Source organism: Catenibacillus scindens (assembly GCF_014202115.1).
Classification (GTDB): Bacteria; Bacillota; Clostridia; order Lachnospirales; family Lachnospiraceae; genus Catenibacillus; species Catenibacillus scindens.
In genome coordinates this window covers 138796-155655 of sequence record NZ_JACHFW010000001.1, presented here as the reverse complement: position 1 = coordinate 155655, position 16860 = coordinate 138796, and the positions used below count along the sequence as shown (strand labels likewise).

Genomic DNA, 16860 nt, shown 5'->3' with positions numbered 1-16860 from the left:
AATGTTCATGGAAAAGTACAGAAATACTATAGAGTTTGAAGTTTATGGAGACCATGCATTGTTTTCAGATCCGGTCACCCGGGTGGGCGGAGAAAAGTCAACCTACCATATTCCTACATATGAAGCAGTTAAAGGAATGGTAGAGAGCGTTTATTGGAAGCCTACGATTTTTTGGATCGTGGATGCTGTCCGTGTCATGAATCCTATTCAGACGGAAACTAAGGGAATCCGTCCCCTGGGATATAATGGCGGAAATGATCTGGCTTATTATACCTATCTGAAAAATGTGCGTTATCAGGTACAGGCTCATTTCGAGTTTAACCTGAATCATCCGGAACTGGAAGGCGACAGAAATGAGCACAAGCATCACAATATTGCCAGGCGGATGGTCCAGCGGGGCGGCAGACGGGATGTGTTTTTGGGTACCAGAGAGTGCCAGGCTTTTGTAGAGCCGTGTGTATTTGGCGAGGACAAAAGTTTTTATGATCAAATCCCAGGCGAAATTGACTACGGATTTATGTATCATGGCATTACTTATGCTGATGAAGCTATTTTACCGGAAGAAAAGAATAAAATGACAGTTAATTTCTGGAAACCTAAGATGGAGCCAGGCGGGATCATAAAGTTTATCCGTCCGGAACAGTGTCAATATAAGCGCTATATTAGAGATATGACGGTTCGGGTCTTTGGAAAAGAAAAAGATAACTTTTCAGGCCTGGAAGAATTTACAGAGGCGGAGGTGGCAGATTGAGCTGGGAAGAAGATTTAGTAGAGCTGTATGATAAAAATGCGGATCGTGTGGGGGAGGTTATGTACAGAGCCTACGGGAAAACCCAGGTGCCCTATGTCCTTATTCCGCCTTTCCACACCACAGTGACGGCTCAGATCAATGTAATCCTTGATGAGGCAGGGGATTTTTTAGACGCTTCTGCTGTGGCTGAAGAAGATAAAATGACGATTATTCCGGTTACAGAAAAATCAGGCAGCAGAACTGCCGGCAAAGAACCCCATCCCCTGTGCGATAATCTGAAATACCTGGCAGGGGATTATGACCAATATGTACCGGATAAAAAAGGCGCCTTAAAAGAATTTTATACATTGTATATTGAAGCTCTGGAAAAATGGCATTCCTCGCCTTACACCCATCCAAAAGTCGATGCTGTGTATAAATATTTGAAAAAGGGGACGCTGATGAAGGATCTGATCGGGAAAAAGGTTCTAAAATACGATGAAAATGGATTACTATCGGATAAGATAAAAATTCAGAACGTTTCTCAATTAACCGCCTTTGTCCGGTTTACGATACGAAGCCCTTTAAGCTTGGATGCTTCTATGGATGAGACACCCCAGGAATGTTGGAGAGACCCTTCTTTGTGGGATTGCTTTAATCAATATTATCGTGAGCAGGAAGGAGAAAAGTCCCTGGACTATCTCACCGGACATATGGAAGCGCCTTCCTACCTTCATTCTAAGAAAATAAGAAATGAGGGGGACGGCGCCAAATTAATATCATCCAATGATGAAAGCACATATACTTTTCGCGGACGTTTCCATACCAAAGAACAGGCATTTGCTATTGGCGGAGAAACTTCCCATAAAATGCACAATGCCCTTAAGTGGATCATACGGCGTCAGGGGGAAAGTTTTGATTCATTGATGATGGTAACCTGGGAGTCTTATCTGAAAGAAATGCCGGACTGGACCGCGGATACTGAGCAGATCGGAGCCAATGCTCCGGCTGGCAGCGGCTCAGATGGCAGCACGGCGGATGGCAGCGTCTCGGAATTGGATCTGACCATTAATTTTGATGATGTCATTATGGAAGATCCGGAACCGGACAATTTTTACGGACCAGGGCAGGAAGCTTCAGATTTTACTCATCAGGAGAATAGCAATCTTCCGGGAAATACCAATTCTCAGGAAAATAGCAATTCTCAGGGCAAAGGCAGCTATGACAGCAACCTGCTGACTGCAAAAGCATTTTACAGCGCATTAAATGGCTATAAACGCCGTGTGGAGCATACAGGCCATATGATACTTATGGCTTTTGATGCAGCTACTACCGGCCGGCTGTGTCTGGCAGAGTATAAAAAGCTGGATGATGCCCGTTATTTGACAAATATTGAAAAGTGGCACAGTCAGTGCGGATGGATCCACTGGAAGTACAAAAATGGAAAAAGGCAGACCTATTATGGGATGACCGGGGTGCGGGATATTGCAGATATACTTTATGGTATTGAGAGCAACGGTATTTTGACGATCGTGGATAAGAATAGTAAAAAAATGTATGCTGCTGTCAGTCAAAAGCTTCTGCCCTGTATATGGGACGGAAGCCGTCTCCCTTTTGACCTGGTCAATCTGGCTGTAGTTAAGGCATCTTCACCTTTATCCTATAAAGACCGTCATCTATGGGAACGTGTACTTTCTTTAGCGTGTTCATTTGTAAAAAAATATCGATATGATCAATATAATAAGGAGGAATGGAATGTGGCATTAAATCTTGAAGAAAAAAATCGCAGCTATCTTTACGGCCGTCTGCTTGCTGTAGCAGACCGGATTGAGTACCGGACCTATGATCAGGATCAGGATTCGGGGCGGGTGACTAACGCAAAGCGTTATATGAATACGTTTTCCCAGCGGCCGTTTGACACATGGAAGATTATTGAGGAAAATGTGCAGCCTTATCTCAATAAGCTGAAAATAAACGAGCGTAAATATTATGAGCGTACCCTTGATGAAATTTACAGTTTATTTGATATAGAGGGTTATCAGGATAATACCCGGCTGGATGGGCTGTATCTTTTAGGGTTCCACAGTCAGTCTTATGCCATGAAGCAGCCTAAATTTGCCGAAAACGAGGGAGGAGAGAAGAAATGAGTGAATTAAAAGGAAAGATTGATTTTACATTATTTATCAGCGCCTATAATGCCAATCCAAACGGGGATCCGTTAAATGGCAATCGTCCAAGGACAAACCTTGACGGCTACGGAGAAATTTCCGATGTATGTATTAAGCGGAAGATCAGAAATCGCTTTCAGGATCTTGGAGCCAGGATTTTCGTCCAGTCCGATGACCGCGCTGATGACGGATTTAAAAGCCTGAAAGACCGTGCCGACGGATGTGAGGCTTTGAAGGCGGAAATGAATAAAAAGAAGAAAGAAGAAAGAAACCGTGATCTGTGTGCAGCCATTGCCTGCCGGGAATGGCTGGATGTTCGGGCCTTTGGACAGGTTTTTGCTTTTAAGGGAGAAGATATTTCCTTTGGCGTTCGCGGGCCGGTGTCTATCCACCAGGCGGTTAGTCTGTCTCCCGTGGATGTTATTAGTATGCAGATCACTAAAAGTGTTAACAGCGAATCCGGAAAAGAAAGCAAAGCATCAGACACTATGGGATTAAAGCACCGCATTGGGTTTGCTGTGTATAAGGTTATGGGAAGCGTTAATGTACAGTTGGCAGAAAAAACCGGATTTTCCCAGGAAGATGCTCAGATGCTTAAAGAGGCTTTAAAAACATTGTTTGAAAATGATGCTTCATCGGCCAGACCTGAGGGAAGTATGGAAGTAAGCCGCATGTACTGGTGGCAGCATAATGAAAAAATGCCTTCTGCTTCCAGCGGAAAGATCCAGAGAAGCTTTCAGATCAACTGTAAAACAGAGCGGCCCAAATGCTTTGAGGATTATGATATTCAGTGGCATCTGGATAACTGCGTAGAACCGGAGGTTATTTAATCTTGTACAGCGAAGATGATTATCTGCAATTATCGGGAATCCAGCATTTTGCCGCAGACAATGGGCTCTGGCATATATTGAGTTACAGTGGCAGGAAAATGTACGCACTCTGGAAGGGCGTTTCCTTCATGAAAATGCCCATGATCCGGCCTTTGACGAAAAACGGGGAGATACTTTAATTGTCCGTGCCATGCCCGTTCATTCCAGAACCCTTGGTATCAGCGGAGAATGTGATGTTGTAGAATTTCATAAAAGTCCTGATGGTATTGAATTGGCAGGGCATGAAGGAAAATATAAGGTTATCCCTGTTGAGTATAAGCGGGGAAAACCAAAAAAAATGATGTGGATATTCTTCAATTAACAGCGCAGGCCATGTGCTTAGAGGAAATGCTTTGCTGTGATATCGCCTGTGGATTTATTTACTACGGCGAAACACGCCACAGGACAAAGATTGTATTTGATACAGAGGGCCGTGAAAAAGTACGTCAGATGTTTAAAGAAATGCATAAATATTTTTCTCAGCGCTATACACCTAAGGTTAAGATCAGTAAAAGCTGTAATGCCTGCTCTTTGAAAAATGTTTGTGTACCAGAGCTGAATAAAAATATTTCTGCAGCACAATACATTTCACGAAAGCTTAAGGAGGAAGACGGATGAAGCATTTGTTAAATACGCTGTATGTTACAGGGAATAACAGGTATCTTTCCCTGGACGGTGAAAATGTTGTAATCTCTGAAAAACAAGAGGAGATCGGACGTATTCCCCTTCATAATCTGGAAGCAATCGTGACCTTTGGCTATATGGGGGCAAGTCCTGCGCTTATGGGTGCATGTGCCCAGCGGAATATTGATTTAACCTTTATGTCTGCCCATGGAAGATTTCTTGCCAGAGTGACTGGTGAGGTAAAAGGCAATGTGACGCTGAGAAAGCAGCAATATCGTGTCAGCGATGACCCGAAGGCAAGCCTTGCCATAGCAAGGAATTTTATCTTGGGTAAGGTTTACAATTCCCGTTGGATTTTAGAACGGGCATGCCGGGATTATCCGCTGCGGCTGGATGTGGAAACAATAAAAGGAAAGTCGGATTTCCTTTATCAGCGGCTGGATGATATTCGCCGGTGTTCATCTTCTGAAGCTCTTTTAGGCTATGAAGGAGAAGCTGCATCCGTTTATTTTTCCGTATTTGATCAGCTTATTTTGCAGCAGAAAGATACGTTTTTCTTTAAAGGCCGCAATAAGCGCCCGCCTTTGGATAATGTGAATGCATTGTTATCTTTTGCCTATAGCCTGTTGGCCGGCATGTGCGGTGCGGCTCTTGAGGCTGTTGGCCTGGATCCTTATGTAGGTTTCTTCCATACAGATCGTCCGGGAAGAATGTCTTTGGCTCTGGATCTTATGGAAGAATTTCGCGGTGTTATGGCAGATCGGTTTGTACTTACACTTATTAATAAGCGAGTCATTAAGGATAAGGATTTTATTCGGAAAGAAAATGGTGCAGTGATCCTTGAGGATAGCGGAAGAAAAACATTTCTTAAAGCATGGCAGGAAAAAAAGCAGGAGATCATAAAACATCCGTTTCTTGATGAAAAAATCGAGTGGGGTATGGCGCCATATGTTCAGGCAATGCTTTTAGCCCGGTATTTACGGGGCGATCTGGATGAATATCCGCCGTTTATGTGGAAGTAAAGGCAGTATGTTGATGGTGCAAACAAAGACATTAATGTCTCTGTTTTGAAATGGCTTCTGATAAAATTTCAGGAGGAGAACAAATGTTGATTTTGATTACCTATGATGTGAATACGCAGACAGCTTCCGGCCGGAAGCGCCTGCAAAAAGTTGCCAAACAGTGTGTCAACTATGGCCAAAGGGTGCAAAACTCTGTTTTTGAATGTCAGTTGGATTCTGTAAAGTATCGAGAGGTTCGTGAAAAATTGGAGAATCTCATTGATAAAGATACAGATAGCCTAAGATTTTATAATCTTGGGGATAAGTATAAAAGCAAAGTGGAGCATATTGGAGCAAAACCTGGGTTTGATGTAACAGAACCGCTTATTTTTTTTGATTGACTCACCAAAATCCTTCTTTTGCAAGAGTAGGAATGGACGATATATCTGTAAAATGTGTTATGATTATTCAGTGTTTTTCGGTGCGAGTCCTATGTATCCGGTATATCGCGGGAGATTCGCACCAGAAAAATTATATAAAAATTACGTTGAAAGCGTAATAAAAATGAAAACTTAGGAGAAAAGAAGATAAATATTGGTGAAAATGCTTTGATTACAAAGGAATATGTCATGTTTTTTGTGCGTGATTGCTGTCGTCCTACGTAAGTAGGACGTGAATTGAAATGCTGTCCTGACAGCCTATAAGGCCGGGACATATTGTCGTCCTACGTAAGTAGGACGTGAATTGAAATGTGGATGAAATTATCCAGGATAATGTGCAGTTTGGTCGTCCTACGTAAGTAGGACGTGAATTGAAATCACCAATACTTATTTCTGTGTCAAAGTGATCAATAGGGTCGTCCTACGTAAGTAGGACGTGAATTGAAATATATTGGTGGAAGGAATTTGATACATATAAAGTGGTCGTCCTACGTAAGTAGGACGTGAATTGAAATGACACCCTGGATGCCCTGTGGTCCCTGTTCGCCAGGTCGTCCTACGTAAGTAGGACGTGAATTGAAATGTAAGATAATTGCCGCTCCGCCAATATATGTATTTGTCGTCCTACGTAAGTAGGACGTGAATTGAAATTTTGAATATGCAAACTTCCACAGTCAGAGGCCAAGTCGTCCTACGTAAGTAGGACGTGAATTGAAATATACAATAAATCAGCACTACGCATTAGATGTACTGTCGTCCTACGTAAGTAGGACGTGAATTGAAATGCTTAATTTTAATCCGACAATCTCCAGGATCTGGTCGTCCTACGTAAGTAGGACGTGAATTGAAATCCGTCAGCGCCGGCAGGCCCTTGTGGCCCCGGCGGGTCGTCCTACGTAAGTAGGACGTGAATTGAAATATCCTGCTGGATTCTCCCTACAAGACCGATTCGAGGTCGTCCTACGTAAGTAGGACGTGAATTGAAATTCGAGTAAAACTTCTCCATCGAAAATCGCTGGCGTCGTCCTACGTAAGTAGGACGTGAATTGAAATTTCCACTGGCTGCTTGTATCTCTCCCTCGATATAGTCGTCCTACGTAAGTAGGACGTGAATTGAAATTTGAAGAACCAGACGGAATCATGGTGCAAAATAGTCGTCCTACGTAAGTAGGACGTGAATTGAAATAAGCGCAATGGGTATAAAAGTAATTAGCTTATCAGTCGTCCTACGTAAGTAGGACGTGAATTGAAATATTTTGGCAAAGGGGGACAATTCTACATCGTCCCGTCGTCCTACGTAAGTAGGACGTGAATTGAAATGTATGATGTAGAGCATATGAGCGTATACATTGCACGTCGTCCTACGTAAGTAGGACGTGAATTGAAATTGATTTTCTGAATAGCGCTCAATACAAACGACTCGGTCGTCCTACGTAAGTAGGACGTGAATTGAAATATGTATCATTGGCAGTTCTATCTTGGCGGTTTTGGTCGTCCTACGTAAGTAGGACGTGAATTGAAATGGGTAACTGCCCATGCCCGGAATTGGTTACAGCGCGTCGTCCTACGTAAGTAGGACGTGAATTGAAATGCATGTACGAAGCCTTGAAAGAAAAATTAGATCCGGTCGTCCTACGTAAGTAGGACGTGAATTGAAATAAACAGTCGGTGACAAACTGCAATAAAACTCTGGCAGTCGTCCTACGTAAGTAGGACGTGAATTGAAATTCCATACAAATATCACCGGACACGAAACCAATCAGGTCGTCCTACGTAAGTAGGACGTGAATTGAAATATTCATGCCTAAGATATCCAGACCAACATCTAAGTCGTCCTACGTAAGTAGGACGTGAATTGAAATTACAACTCCCGGAATAGCTTTCTGCCAATTCAATGTCGTCCTACGTAAGTAGGACGTGAATTGAAATGTAATAAATACTGGGAAAATATCGTTAGAACTGAAGTCGTCCTACGTAAGTAGGACGTGAATTGAAATGTATCGCCGTGACCTGTCCCTACTTACAAGATTATGTCGTCCTACGTAAGTAGGACGTGAATTGAAATAGTACAGTTTTGTTACGCAACACCCGAGGGAGTAGCGTCGTCCTACGTAAGTAGGACGTGAATTGAAATTGTCACAGCAAATTTTGAATGGCTCGGAATAATATGTCGTCCTACGTAAGTAGGACGTGAATTGAAATATTGCTCTTAATACTCGAATGATTCAAGAGTGTTTGTCGTCCTACGTAAGTAGGACGTGAATTGAAGAATGTGATTATAACCGGGAGAAAAAGCTATTTAATTAAGGGTTGATATATGAAATTTTATCTTATGGTAAAAATATTTTGGTGTTAAGGTAAAATAGAATTTTTATGTTTTTATCTGTAATGTTTGATATAATAGATACATCTCTTAACATACGAGGCATACATATGATTGATTTACTGTACGCCCAACGCATTTTTGACCAATATCTTGATCAATTCTGCCGGGAGGATGAAAAAATAAAACTAAAGATTGTACATACCCAGGGCGTGATCCGGTGCGCCGGGGAGATCAGTGCGCGGATGGGCCTTGGCGCCGGAGAGCGGGAGCTGGCCGGGCTGATCGCCCTTCTTCACGATATTGGCCGGTTTGAGCAGCTCAAACGATTTGACAGCTTCGAACCTTCGGTGATGGATCACGCTGCTTACGGCGTTGAGCTGCTGTTTGGAGAGCGGAAAATGATCCGGGATTTTATAAAAGAAGATACATGGGATCATATTATCTGTGAGGCCATCGCCAGACACAGCAGCTATGATATTGGGGATGGGTTAAGTCCCAGAGCGCTGTTCCATGCACGTATGATACGGGACGCGGATAAGCTGGATAACTGCCGGGTTAAGCTGGAAGATAAGATCGAAGTGCTTCTTGGCTGTTCGCCGGAAGTTGCTGGAAGCCAGGCAATTTCTCCTGAAATCTGGCAGGAGTGTCTGGACAGAAAATCTATCCACTCTGAAAAGAGAAGGACAAAAATGGACTACTGGGTTTCCTATATCGCCTATTTTTTTGACATTAACTTTCCGGAAACGGCGAAAATTATTTTAGATGAGCAATACGTCCAGAAGATTACAGAGAGAATACCTTATGGATGTAAAGACACGGCGCAAAAAATGGAAATGCTGTGCCATATGGCGATAGGGTGGCTGGAAAAATTGGCAATGACGAAAAGAGATGACATTCAATGACAGATATGACTGAGGGGAAGATCATTCCCCAGTTGACAAAGTTTACCATTCCTCTTGTCCTTGGAAATCTGTTCCAATTGACCTATAACGCGGCGGATTCGGTGATCGTGGGAAAGTTTGTCGGCGATGACGCCCTGGCGGCGGTGGGAAGCGCCGGCCCTATTATGAACATGGTCATCCTGTTCATCAGCGGGATGTGTATGGGTGCGGGCATACTTATGAGTACCCTTTACGGGGCGAAAAATTATGAACGGCTGGAACGTCAGATCAGCACAACGCTGCTTGGCGGGCTGGCATTCTCAATAGCTGTGGCTGTGCTGCTGCAGATTTTTGCCGATCCGATCCTGGAACTTTTGCAGGTGCCAAAGGCCATTCTTCCATGGGCGGAAGTTTATCTTCGGGTTGTTTTTGGCGGCCTGATTTTTACATTTATATATAACTTTTTTTCCAATACCCTCAGAGCCCTGGGAGACAGCAAAGTCCCCCTGTATTTCCTTATTATCAGCGCTGTTTTAAATATTGTTCTGGATCTGGTTTTTGTAGTTGGATTAGATCAGGGTGTTTTGGGGAGCGCGGTGGCCACTGTTTTAAGTGAGGCGCTGTGCTGCCTGTGCTGCGTGATCTATATTAAAAAGAAGATTCCCATCCTTTGTCTCGGAAAAAGATGGCTGGTGTTTGATCCGTCAGTGTTGTGGCGGACGTTTACCTACGGCATTACAAGCGCCCTTCAGCAGATGTGCATTCAGTTGGGAAAAATCTGCGTTCAGACCATTGTAAATGTCCAGGGCGTTGCTTTTATCGCCGCCTTTACTGCCATTAACCGGGTGGATGATTTTGCCTTGACGCCGCAGCAGAATATCTCCCATGCGGCGACGACTTTCATGGCACAAAACAAGGGCGGCGGCAATGTAGAACGGATGAAGCGGGGATTTTTATCCTCTATTGTGCTGCAGATTATTTATACGGCGGCGGTTTCTGTCCTTGTATTTGCCGCTGCAGGGCCGATCATGGGCCTGTTTGTCAGTGATGGATCAGAGGAAGTTACCGGCCTGGGTGTTTCCTATCTTCATCTGATCGCTATTATGTATATCATGCCAGCGGCGACCAACACGATTCAGGGGTTTTTCAGAGGAATCGGGGATTTGAAGGTGACTTTGATCAGTACCATTTTGAATATGTCTGCCCGTTTTTTTTCCGCATGGCTGATGATCCATGTGCTGCACGGCGGATTTGACCGTCTGGCCTGGGCCAATTTCTGGGGATGGATTGCCATGCTGGCTTTTCAGATTCCGATGTTTATCTGGGGCTGGAGAAAAGAAAGTAAAGCTGTGTGAAAAAATTAGATGACAAAATCCAGGATTAGGGGGACTCCAGGTCATTTCACGACTTGGAGCCCCTTAATCCGTTTTCCCGTCTTTAATGACCGGATGACTGTGAGCAAGAGTCCTGGCTTTTTCGTGATTTATACCTGGATCAGCTCATAGCTGCGATGGCCCAGGCCGATCTTTTCTCCGTGAGCCAGACAGTCTTCCCATTCGCTTTCCGGTGTGGTGTTGCGGAAATGATCATGGAGGTCGCAGAATCCCTCCTCATGAATATGCTCATCCAGCAGACTTCCAGGGATAGGCTGCTGGGCGTTGCAGGCGTCCGCACATGCCTGATCCAAAGCTACCGGGTCAAAGCTGGCAAACATACCGATGTCCGGGAGGATGGGAAGGTCGTTTTCACCGTGGCAGTCGCAGAATGGGGAAATGTCCATGACAAGGTTAATATGGAAGTTGGGGCGTCCATCCACAACTGCTTTGGCGTACTCAGCCATTTTCATATTTAATTCTTTGACAGCGGAACTATTGGCGTTATAAATGGCGTTAAAGTTGCACGCGCCGAGACAGCGGCCGCAGCCCACGCATTTTTCGTGGTCGATATACGCTTTGTTGTCGGTGAATGTAATGGCGCTCTGAGCGCAGTTTTTGGCGCATGTGCGGCATCCGACACACTTTTTCTGGTTGACTTCCGGTTTGCCGGAGCAATGCATTTCCATTTTCCCGGCCCGGCTTCCGCAGCCCATGCCGATGTTTTTAATGGCGCCGCCAAAACCTGCGGCTTCGTGACCTTTAAAATGGTTTAAACTGATAAAAATATCCGCGTCCATAATGGCGTGGCCGATCTTTGCGCTTTTCACAAGTTCCCCGCCACGGACAGGAACTTCCATATCGTCTGTTCCTTTTAATCCGTCGGCGATAATAATATGACATCCGGTGGAAAAGGGTGAAAAGCCATTTTCGTAGGCTGCATCCATGTGTTCCAGGGCGTCTTTGCGGCGTCCAACATACAGCGTGTTGCAGTCGGTGAGAAATGGACGGCCGCCAAGCTCTTTGATCAGGTCTGCGACGGCCTTGGCATAATTGGGGCGAAGGTAAGAGAGATTGCCGGGTTCGCCAAAATGGATCTTAATGGCTACCATCTTTTTTTCAAAATCAATATCCTTGATACCTGCGGCAAGCATAAGTTTTTTCAGCTTTTTGATCAGATTGGTGCCGGGAAGGGCCCGAAGATCAGAAAAATAGACTTTGGATTTTTCTGAGGTTGACATGATATAGATCAGTCCTTTCTCGTAAAATTTAGGATAGCCCGCCAGTCTGTTTTTGAGACCAGCGTTATAAAGAAAGCCTAATACCAGGCTTTCATTGTAAATTATAAATGGTATTTGAAGTAAGTCAAGATAAATCGCAGTTCGCTTTACAAAGAAGGGGGAAGATGGTAAAATTTTAGACAAAGCCACAGGAGGGATCAGTATGTATAAAGTACACTTTACAGCTATTGAAAAAAAGAATAAAAATAAGGAAACGAAAGAGTTTATCCTGGGAGAAGTGGATACACCGGAATATGATGAGGTGATGGACGAGATTTCCAGGACACTATACGACATGGATCTTGTCTACAATGATATTGACGGTGATGGGGATATGGCTATAGATGATATGCTGATCTCTATTTCTGAGGAGGAAGACTTTGAAAAAATGATGGAGGGGAAAAAGTTTGCTTACCATATCAAAGGAGAAAATGTATGAAAGACGGTAAGAGCCGGACAAACTGTGAGTCCTGCATGAACTATTATTACGATGAAGAATATGGATATTATACCTGTGATGTAAGCCTGGATGAAGATGAGATGGCCCGGTTTATCACCGGAACTTTTGATGCTTGTCCATATTTTCAGTATGGGGATGAGTATAAGATCGTGCGGCACCAGATGTAAGCGTGCCTGAGGCGGCGCAGGCTGTGGGGAGGTTTTATCAGTGGAGAAATATATTATGTCTCTGGATCAGGGAACTACCAGTTCCAGAGCGATTTTATTTGACAAACGGGGAAATATCGCGGCGATTGCCCAGGAAGAGTTTCCTCAGTATTATCCCAAGCCGGGATGGGTTGAACATGATGCCCAGGAGATTTGGTATTCTCAGCGCTCTGTGGCGGAAAAAGCCATAGCTGCGGCCGGAGTGGGGCCTTGGCAGATCGAGGCCATCGGTATTACAAACCAGAGAGAAACGTCCATTGTGTGGGACAAGGAGACAGGGGAGCCGGTGTATCACGCTATTGTCTGGCAGTGCCGCAGGACGGCGCCTGTGATTGATGGACTTGATCCGGAATTTTGCCAGTATATTAAAGATACTACAGGGCTGGTGCCAGACCCTTATTTCAGCGCCACAAAGATCCAGTGGATTCTTAATCACGTGGAAGGGGCGCGAGCGCGGGCATTGGAAGGGAAGCTCTTATTTGGCACTGTGGACACATGGCTGATTTGGAAGCTGACTGGTGGCAAAGTCTTTGTGACGGATTATACCAATGCCTCCCGAACGATGCTTTTTGATATCCATAAACTTTGCTGGGATGAAAAAATTTTGGATTATTTCGACATACCAGCTTCTATGCTTGCCCAGGTGAAGCCTTCAAGCTGTGTGTACGGTGAAACACTGGCAGAGTATTTTGGCGCGCCAATTAAGATCGCCGGAGCTGCGGGAGATCAGCAGGCTGCATTATTTGGACAGTGCTGCTTTGAGCCGGGCAGCGTGAAAAATACTTACGGAACGGGATGTTTTCTTCTGATGAATACAGGGAAGACGCCAGTGAAGAGCCATCATGGCCTGGTGACGACCATTGGGGCAAGCTGCAGCGATTCGGTAGAGTATGCCCTTGAAGGCAGTGTGTTTGTAGCCGGAGCCTGCATCCAGTGGCTCAGAGATGAGTTGATGATGATTGAAAGTTCGGCAATCTCAGAGGCTGTGGCCAGGGAGGTAGAGGATACCGGCGGGGTTTATATTGTTCCCGCCTTTACCGGGCTGGGAGCGCCCTACTGGGATTCCCATGCCAGGGGAATGGCTGTGGGTATGACACGGGGCACCGGACGCGGGCATTTTGTCCGGGCGGCTCTGGAATCCATTGCCTATCAGACTTACGATGTCCTTAAAGCTATGGAAAAAGATACAGGAAGCTGTCTTAAATCTTTAAAGGTGGACGGCGGCGCCGCCGCCAACAGTCTGCTGATGCAGTTTCAGGCGGATATTTTAAATGTCCACGTACAAAAACCGGCATGCTTAGAGACGACGGCTCTTGGGGCAGCCTATCTGGCCGGACTGGCCGTAGGGTATTGGACAGATAAAGAAGAGATTAAAGCTAACTGGAAGTTAGCGAGAAGTTTTGAACCGTCTATGGACCGGGATAAAGCAGAGAAAAAACTGAAAGGCTGGGAGAGGGCTGTCCGATGCGCTCTTGTCTGGAGCCGGGAGGACTAAATGAAACGATCAATTAATTTGCTGGAAGGGCCTATTTACCCATCCTTAACACGGCTGGCACTGCCGGTAGTCGGGACATCGCTTGTGCAGATGGCCTATAATATGGTGGATATGATCTGGATTGGCAGAGTGGGGAGTGACGCGGTTGCCGCCGTGGGGGCGGCCGGTATGTATATGTGGCTGGCGAACGGAATTACATCCTTGTCACGGGTCGGGGGACAGATTAAAGTAGCCCATGCTCTTGGCGCCAAAGATAGTGATGAGGCCGTATGTTATGCCAGAAGTGCCCTTCAGATGGGCATTATTTCTGGTATCCTTTATGGTCTTCTCGCACTGATTTTTAACGGACCGCTTATTGGTTTCTTTGCCCTTAACAGCCCGTTGGTTGTGGCAGACGCCCAAATTTATATGATGATTACCTGCGGGCTGATTACGTTCAACTTTGTTAATGTGATCATGGGCGGGATTATTAACGCCATGGGCAACAGTCAGACTCCTTTTTTGGCAACCTGTGTGGGGCTTGGATTTAATTTTATTATGGATCCGGTGCTGATTTTTGGCATTGGCCCTTTTCCGAAGCTGGGGGTGGCTGGAGCTGCGCTGGCTACAGTGCTTGCCCAGGCTATAGTGACTTTGGTTCTTGTCCTTTCAGTGCGCAATGATGCGTTAATTTTTTCGAAGCTCCATCTTTTGAGCCGTCCGGATCTTTCGCGTTTAAAAACCATTGTTTGTATCAGTTTGCCTATAGCTGTACAGAGTATGATTTTTACGTTTATCTCTATGGTTATTGCCAGAATTATTGCAGGATGGGGAGACTCCGCTGTGGCGGTTCAGAAAGTGGGAAATCAGATTGAATCCATTTCATGGATGGCTGCTGATGGATTTTCTGTGGCGGTCAACGCTTTTATCGGACAAAATTACGGAGCCGGGAATATGGAGCGCGTTCGCAAAGGCTATCGGACGGCCACGGTCCTTACCGTATGTTGGGGGATTTTGTGTACAGTTATTCTTCTTTTCCTTCCCGGATATATTTTTCGGATTTTTATTCCACAAGCCGATCTTTGGCCCATGGGGGTGGACTACCTGCAGATCCTTGGAGTGTCGGAAATCTTTTTATGTATGGAAATCATGACAACAGGCGCTTTTTCCGGGCTGGGACGGACTATGCCTCCCGCTGTGGAGAGTATTATCCTGACCGCCGCCCGCATCCCAATGGCGCTTGTGTTGTCGGCAACGGCTCTGGGGCTTAACGGAATCTGGTGGAGCATAAGTATTTCAAGTTTCTTAAAAGGAATTGTCCTAGTTCTTTGGTTTATTTTCTGCCTGAGAGGATTGAAAAAAGGCGACGGCTGTGGTAACATAGTTGCAGACCATAAAGTTTCTAATGAATAAAAGCATCCGTCGCCTGTTTGAGAGATTTTTAGACGACGGATTATAAAGATGCCAGGAGTTTAGAGTCAGGCAGGATCAGGTGTACATTAGGTTGTATGCCTGTTTTGCCTGATTTTTTATGGCAAACGGCAAAAATTTTGTTGTTTTCTAGATAAGACAGGGAGATGATCAAATGTATGATGCAGTAATTATCGGCGCGGGTGTGGTTGGAAGCGCTATCGCCAGAGAATTGTCAAAATACAGGCTTAATGCCTGTGTTGTGGAGAAGGAGGAGGATGTGTGCTGCGGCACATCTAAAGCAAACAGCGCTATTGTCCATGCCGGGTTTGACGCGGAGAGCGGCACATTAAAGGCAAAACTCAATGTGGAAGGAAACGCCATGATGGAGCAGCTCTCAAAAGATCTGGATTTTTCTTTTAAGCGCAACGGATCTATGGTGATCTGCACAGATGAGGCGGGATTTTCGGTGCTTGAGACTTTAAAGGCGCGGGGCGAAAAAAATGGCGTTCCGGGATTGGAAATTTTAAACCGGGAACAGCTTATGGCCCTGGAACCGAATTTGTCGGACGCTGTTATTGGGGCTTTATATGCCCCCACAGGCGGGATCGTATGTCCCTTTAACCTGACCATTGCCCTGGCGGAAAACGCGGCGGTCAACGGCGTGGAGTTTAAATTTGGGACAGAGGTGGAATCTATCGGGCGTACAGACAGCGGCTATACAGTGACTACGGATCAGGGAACGATCTATGCTAAAACTGTTGTCAATGCTGCGGGAGTTTATGCGGATAAGTTTCACAACATGGTCAGCAAAGATAAAATCCATATTACGGCGAGAAAAGGGGAGTACTGCCTTCTGGATAAAAATGTAGGCAATTATGTATCCCACACGATTTTCCAGCTTCCAAGCGCCATGGGTAAAGGCGTCCTTGTGACGCCTACCGTTCACGGAAATCTTCTGGTAGGCCCAACTGCTGCTGATATTGAGGACAAGGAAGCTACCAACACCACGCGGGAAGGGCTGGATTTTCTTATTGAAAAGGCTAAGGAGAGTGTCAAAGATCTTCCAATCCGCCAGGTGATCACCTCTTTTGCCGGGCTGAGAGCCCATGAGGACGGGGATGAATTTATTATTAAAGAGGTGGAGGAAGCTCCCGGATTTTTTGACGCCGCAGGCATTGAATCTCCGGGACTGACCAGCGCCCCGGCCATCGGCGTTATGGTTGCCGGGATGATCGCCCAAAAACTGGGACTGGAGGCCAATCCCAACTTTGTGGGAACACGGAGAGGCATTCCCCATCTGGACGCTATGAAACAGGAGGAGCGCGCCGCGTTGATCCGACAAAATCCTGCCTACGGCAATATTATCTGCCGGTGTGAAATGGTTTCTGAAGGGGAGATCATGGACGCGATTCACAGACCTCTGGGAGCCCGTTCTCTGGACGGCGTAAAGCGCCGTGTCCGTGCCGGCATGGGACGGTGCCAGGCCGGCTTTTGCTCTCCAAGAACCATGGAGATTTTACATAGAGAAGTTCCCCTTTCCATGCTGGAGCTGACAAAGAGCGGTCCGGGCTCGGAGATCGTTGTGGGACGCAGTAAAGAGATGGAGGGAATGTAA

General features: G+C 45.6%; 13 protein-coding genes, 1 pseudogene and 1 CRISPR repeat array. Of the genes and pseudogenes, 13 read left to right on the top strand and 1 reads right to left on the bottom strand.

The features are described from left to right. Positions 1–7: 7 nt before the first annotated feature. From cas5c to HNP82_RS00595, 8 genes and pseudogenes are all read left to right on the top strand, one after another. The gene (gene cas5c / locus HNP82_RS00630; protein ID WP_330599347.1) at positions 8–751 is read left to right on the top strand and encodes a type I-C CRISPR-associated protein Cas5c; all 744 of its coding nucleotides are present in this window, start codon (positions 8–10) and stop codon (positions 749–751) included. Beyond that, positions 748–2877, top strand: coding sequence for a type I-C CRISPR-associated protein Cas8c/Csd1 (gene cas8c, locus HNP82_RS00625; RefSeq protein ID WP_183770313.1), 2130 nt, complete (start codon positions 748–750; stop codon positions 2875–2877). Before cas5c ends, cas8c begins: the two co-directional genes overlap by 4 nt. Beyond that, entirely contained in the window at positions 2874–3728 is an 855-nt protein-coding gene (cas7c, locus tag HNP82_RS00620) for a type I-C CRISPR-associated protein Cas7/Csd2 (protein WP_183770311.1), read from the top strand. Before cas8c ends, cas7c begins: the two co-directional genes overlap by 4 nt. After that, a pseudogene (cas4, locus tag HNP82_RS18540) lies at positions 3728–4385 on the top strand (CRISPR-associated protein Cas4). Before cas7c ends, cas4 begins: the two are co-directional and overlap by 1 nt. Continuing rightward, positions 4382–5413 (top strand): type I-C CRISPR-associated endonuclease Cas1c, encoded by a 1032-nt coding sequence (gene cas1c, locus HNP82_RS00610; protein WP_183770308.1) that lies wholly within the window; start codon positions 4382–4384, stop codon positions 5411–5413. Before cas4 ends, cas1c begins: the two are co-directional and overlap by 4 nt. 83 nt (positions 5414–5496) lie before the next feature. After that, positions 5497–5793, top strand: coding sequence for a CRISPR-associated endonuclease Cas2 (gene cas2 / locus HNP82_RS00605; protein WP_183770306.1), 297 nt, complete (start codon positions 5497–5499; stop codon positions 5791–5793). Positions 5794–6043: 250 nt separating this feature from the next. Further along, positions 6044–8102: a CRISPR direct-repeat array (repeat unit 33 nt; unit sequence GTCGTCCTACGTAAGTAGGACGTGAATTGAAAT). A gap of 163 nt (positions 8103–8265) precedes the next feature. Further along, positions 8266–9060 (top strand): HD domain-containing protein, encoded by a 795-nt coding sequence (locus HNP82_RS00600; RefSeq protein ID WP_183770304.1) that lies wholly within the window; start codon positions 8266–8268, stop codon positions 9058–9060. Continuing rightward, positions 9057–10394 carry an MATE family efflux transporter gene (locus HNP82_RS00595; protein WP_183770302.1) on the top strand — a complete coding sequence of 446 codons (1338 nt, stop codon included), beginning with the start codon at positions 9057–9059 and terminating at the stop codon, positions 10392–10394. The genes HNP82_RS00600 and HNP82_RS00595 overlap by 4 nt, the downstream gene beginning before the upstream one ends. 128 nt (positions 10395–10522) lie before the next feature. Here the strand turns inward: HNP82_RS00595 and HNP82_RS00590 are convergent, their stop codons facing one another. Next, positions 10523–11653: a DUF362 domain-containing protein gene (locus tag HNP82_RS00590; protein ID WP_183770299.1), complete on the bottom strand. Its 1131-nt coding sequence runs from the start codon at positions 11651–11653 to the stop codon at positions 10523–10525. 202 nt (positions 11654–11855) lie between these two features. Between HNP82_RS00590 and HNP82_RS00585 the strand changes: the two genes are divergently transcribed. From HNP82_RS00585 to HNP82_RS00565, 5 genes are all read left to right on the top strand, one after another. Further along, positions 11856–12131 (top strand): PB1 domain-containing protein, encoded by a 276-nt coding sequence (locus tag HNP82_RS00585; RefSeq protein ID WP_183770297.1) that lies wholly within the window; start codon positions 11856–11858, stop codon positions 12129–12131. Next, positions 12128–12319 carry a DUF6472 family protein gene (locus tag HNP82_RS00580; RefSeq protein ID WP_183770295.1) on the top strand — a complete coding sequence of 64 codons (192 nt, stop codon included), beginning with the start codon at positions 12128–12130 and terminating at the stop codon, positions 12317–12319. Before HNP82_RS00585 ends, HNP82_RS00580 begins: the two co-directional genes overlap by 4 nt. A 40-nt stretch (positions 12320–12359) precedes the next feature. Further along, positions 12360–13853, top strand: coding sequence for a glycerol kinase GlpK (glpK, locus tag HNP82_RS00575; protein ID WP_183770293.1), 1494 nt, complete (start codon positions 12360–12362; stop codon positions 13851–13853). Then, positions 13854–15245 carry an MATE family efflux transporter gene (locus HNP82_RS00570; protein ID WP_183770291.1) on the top strand — a complete coding sequence of 464 codons (1392 nt, stop codon included), beginning with the start codon at positions 13854–13856 and terminating at the stop codon, positions 15243–15245. Positions 15246–15417: 172 nt separating this feature from the next. Continuing rightward, entirely contained in the window at positions 15418–16860 is a 1443-nt protein-coding gene (locus tag HNP82_RS00565) for an NAD(P)/FAD-dependent oxidoreductase (RefSeq protein ID WP_183770289.1), read from the top strand.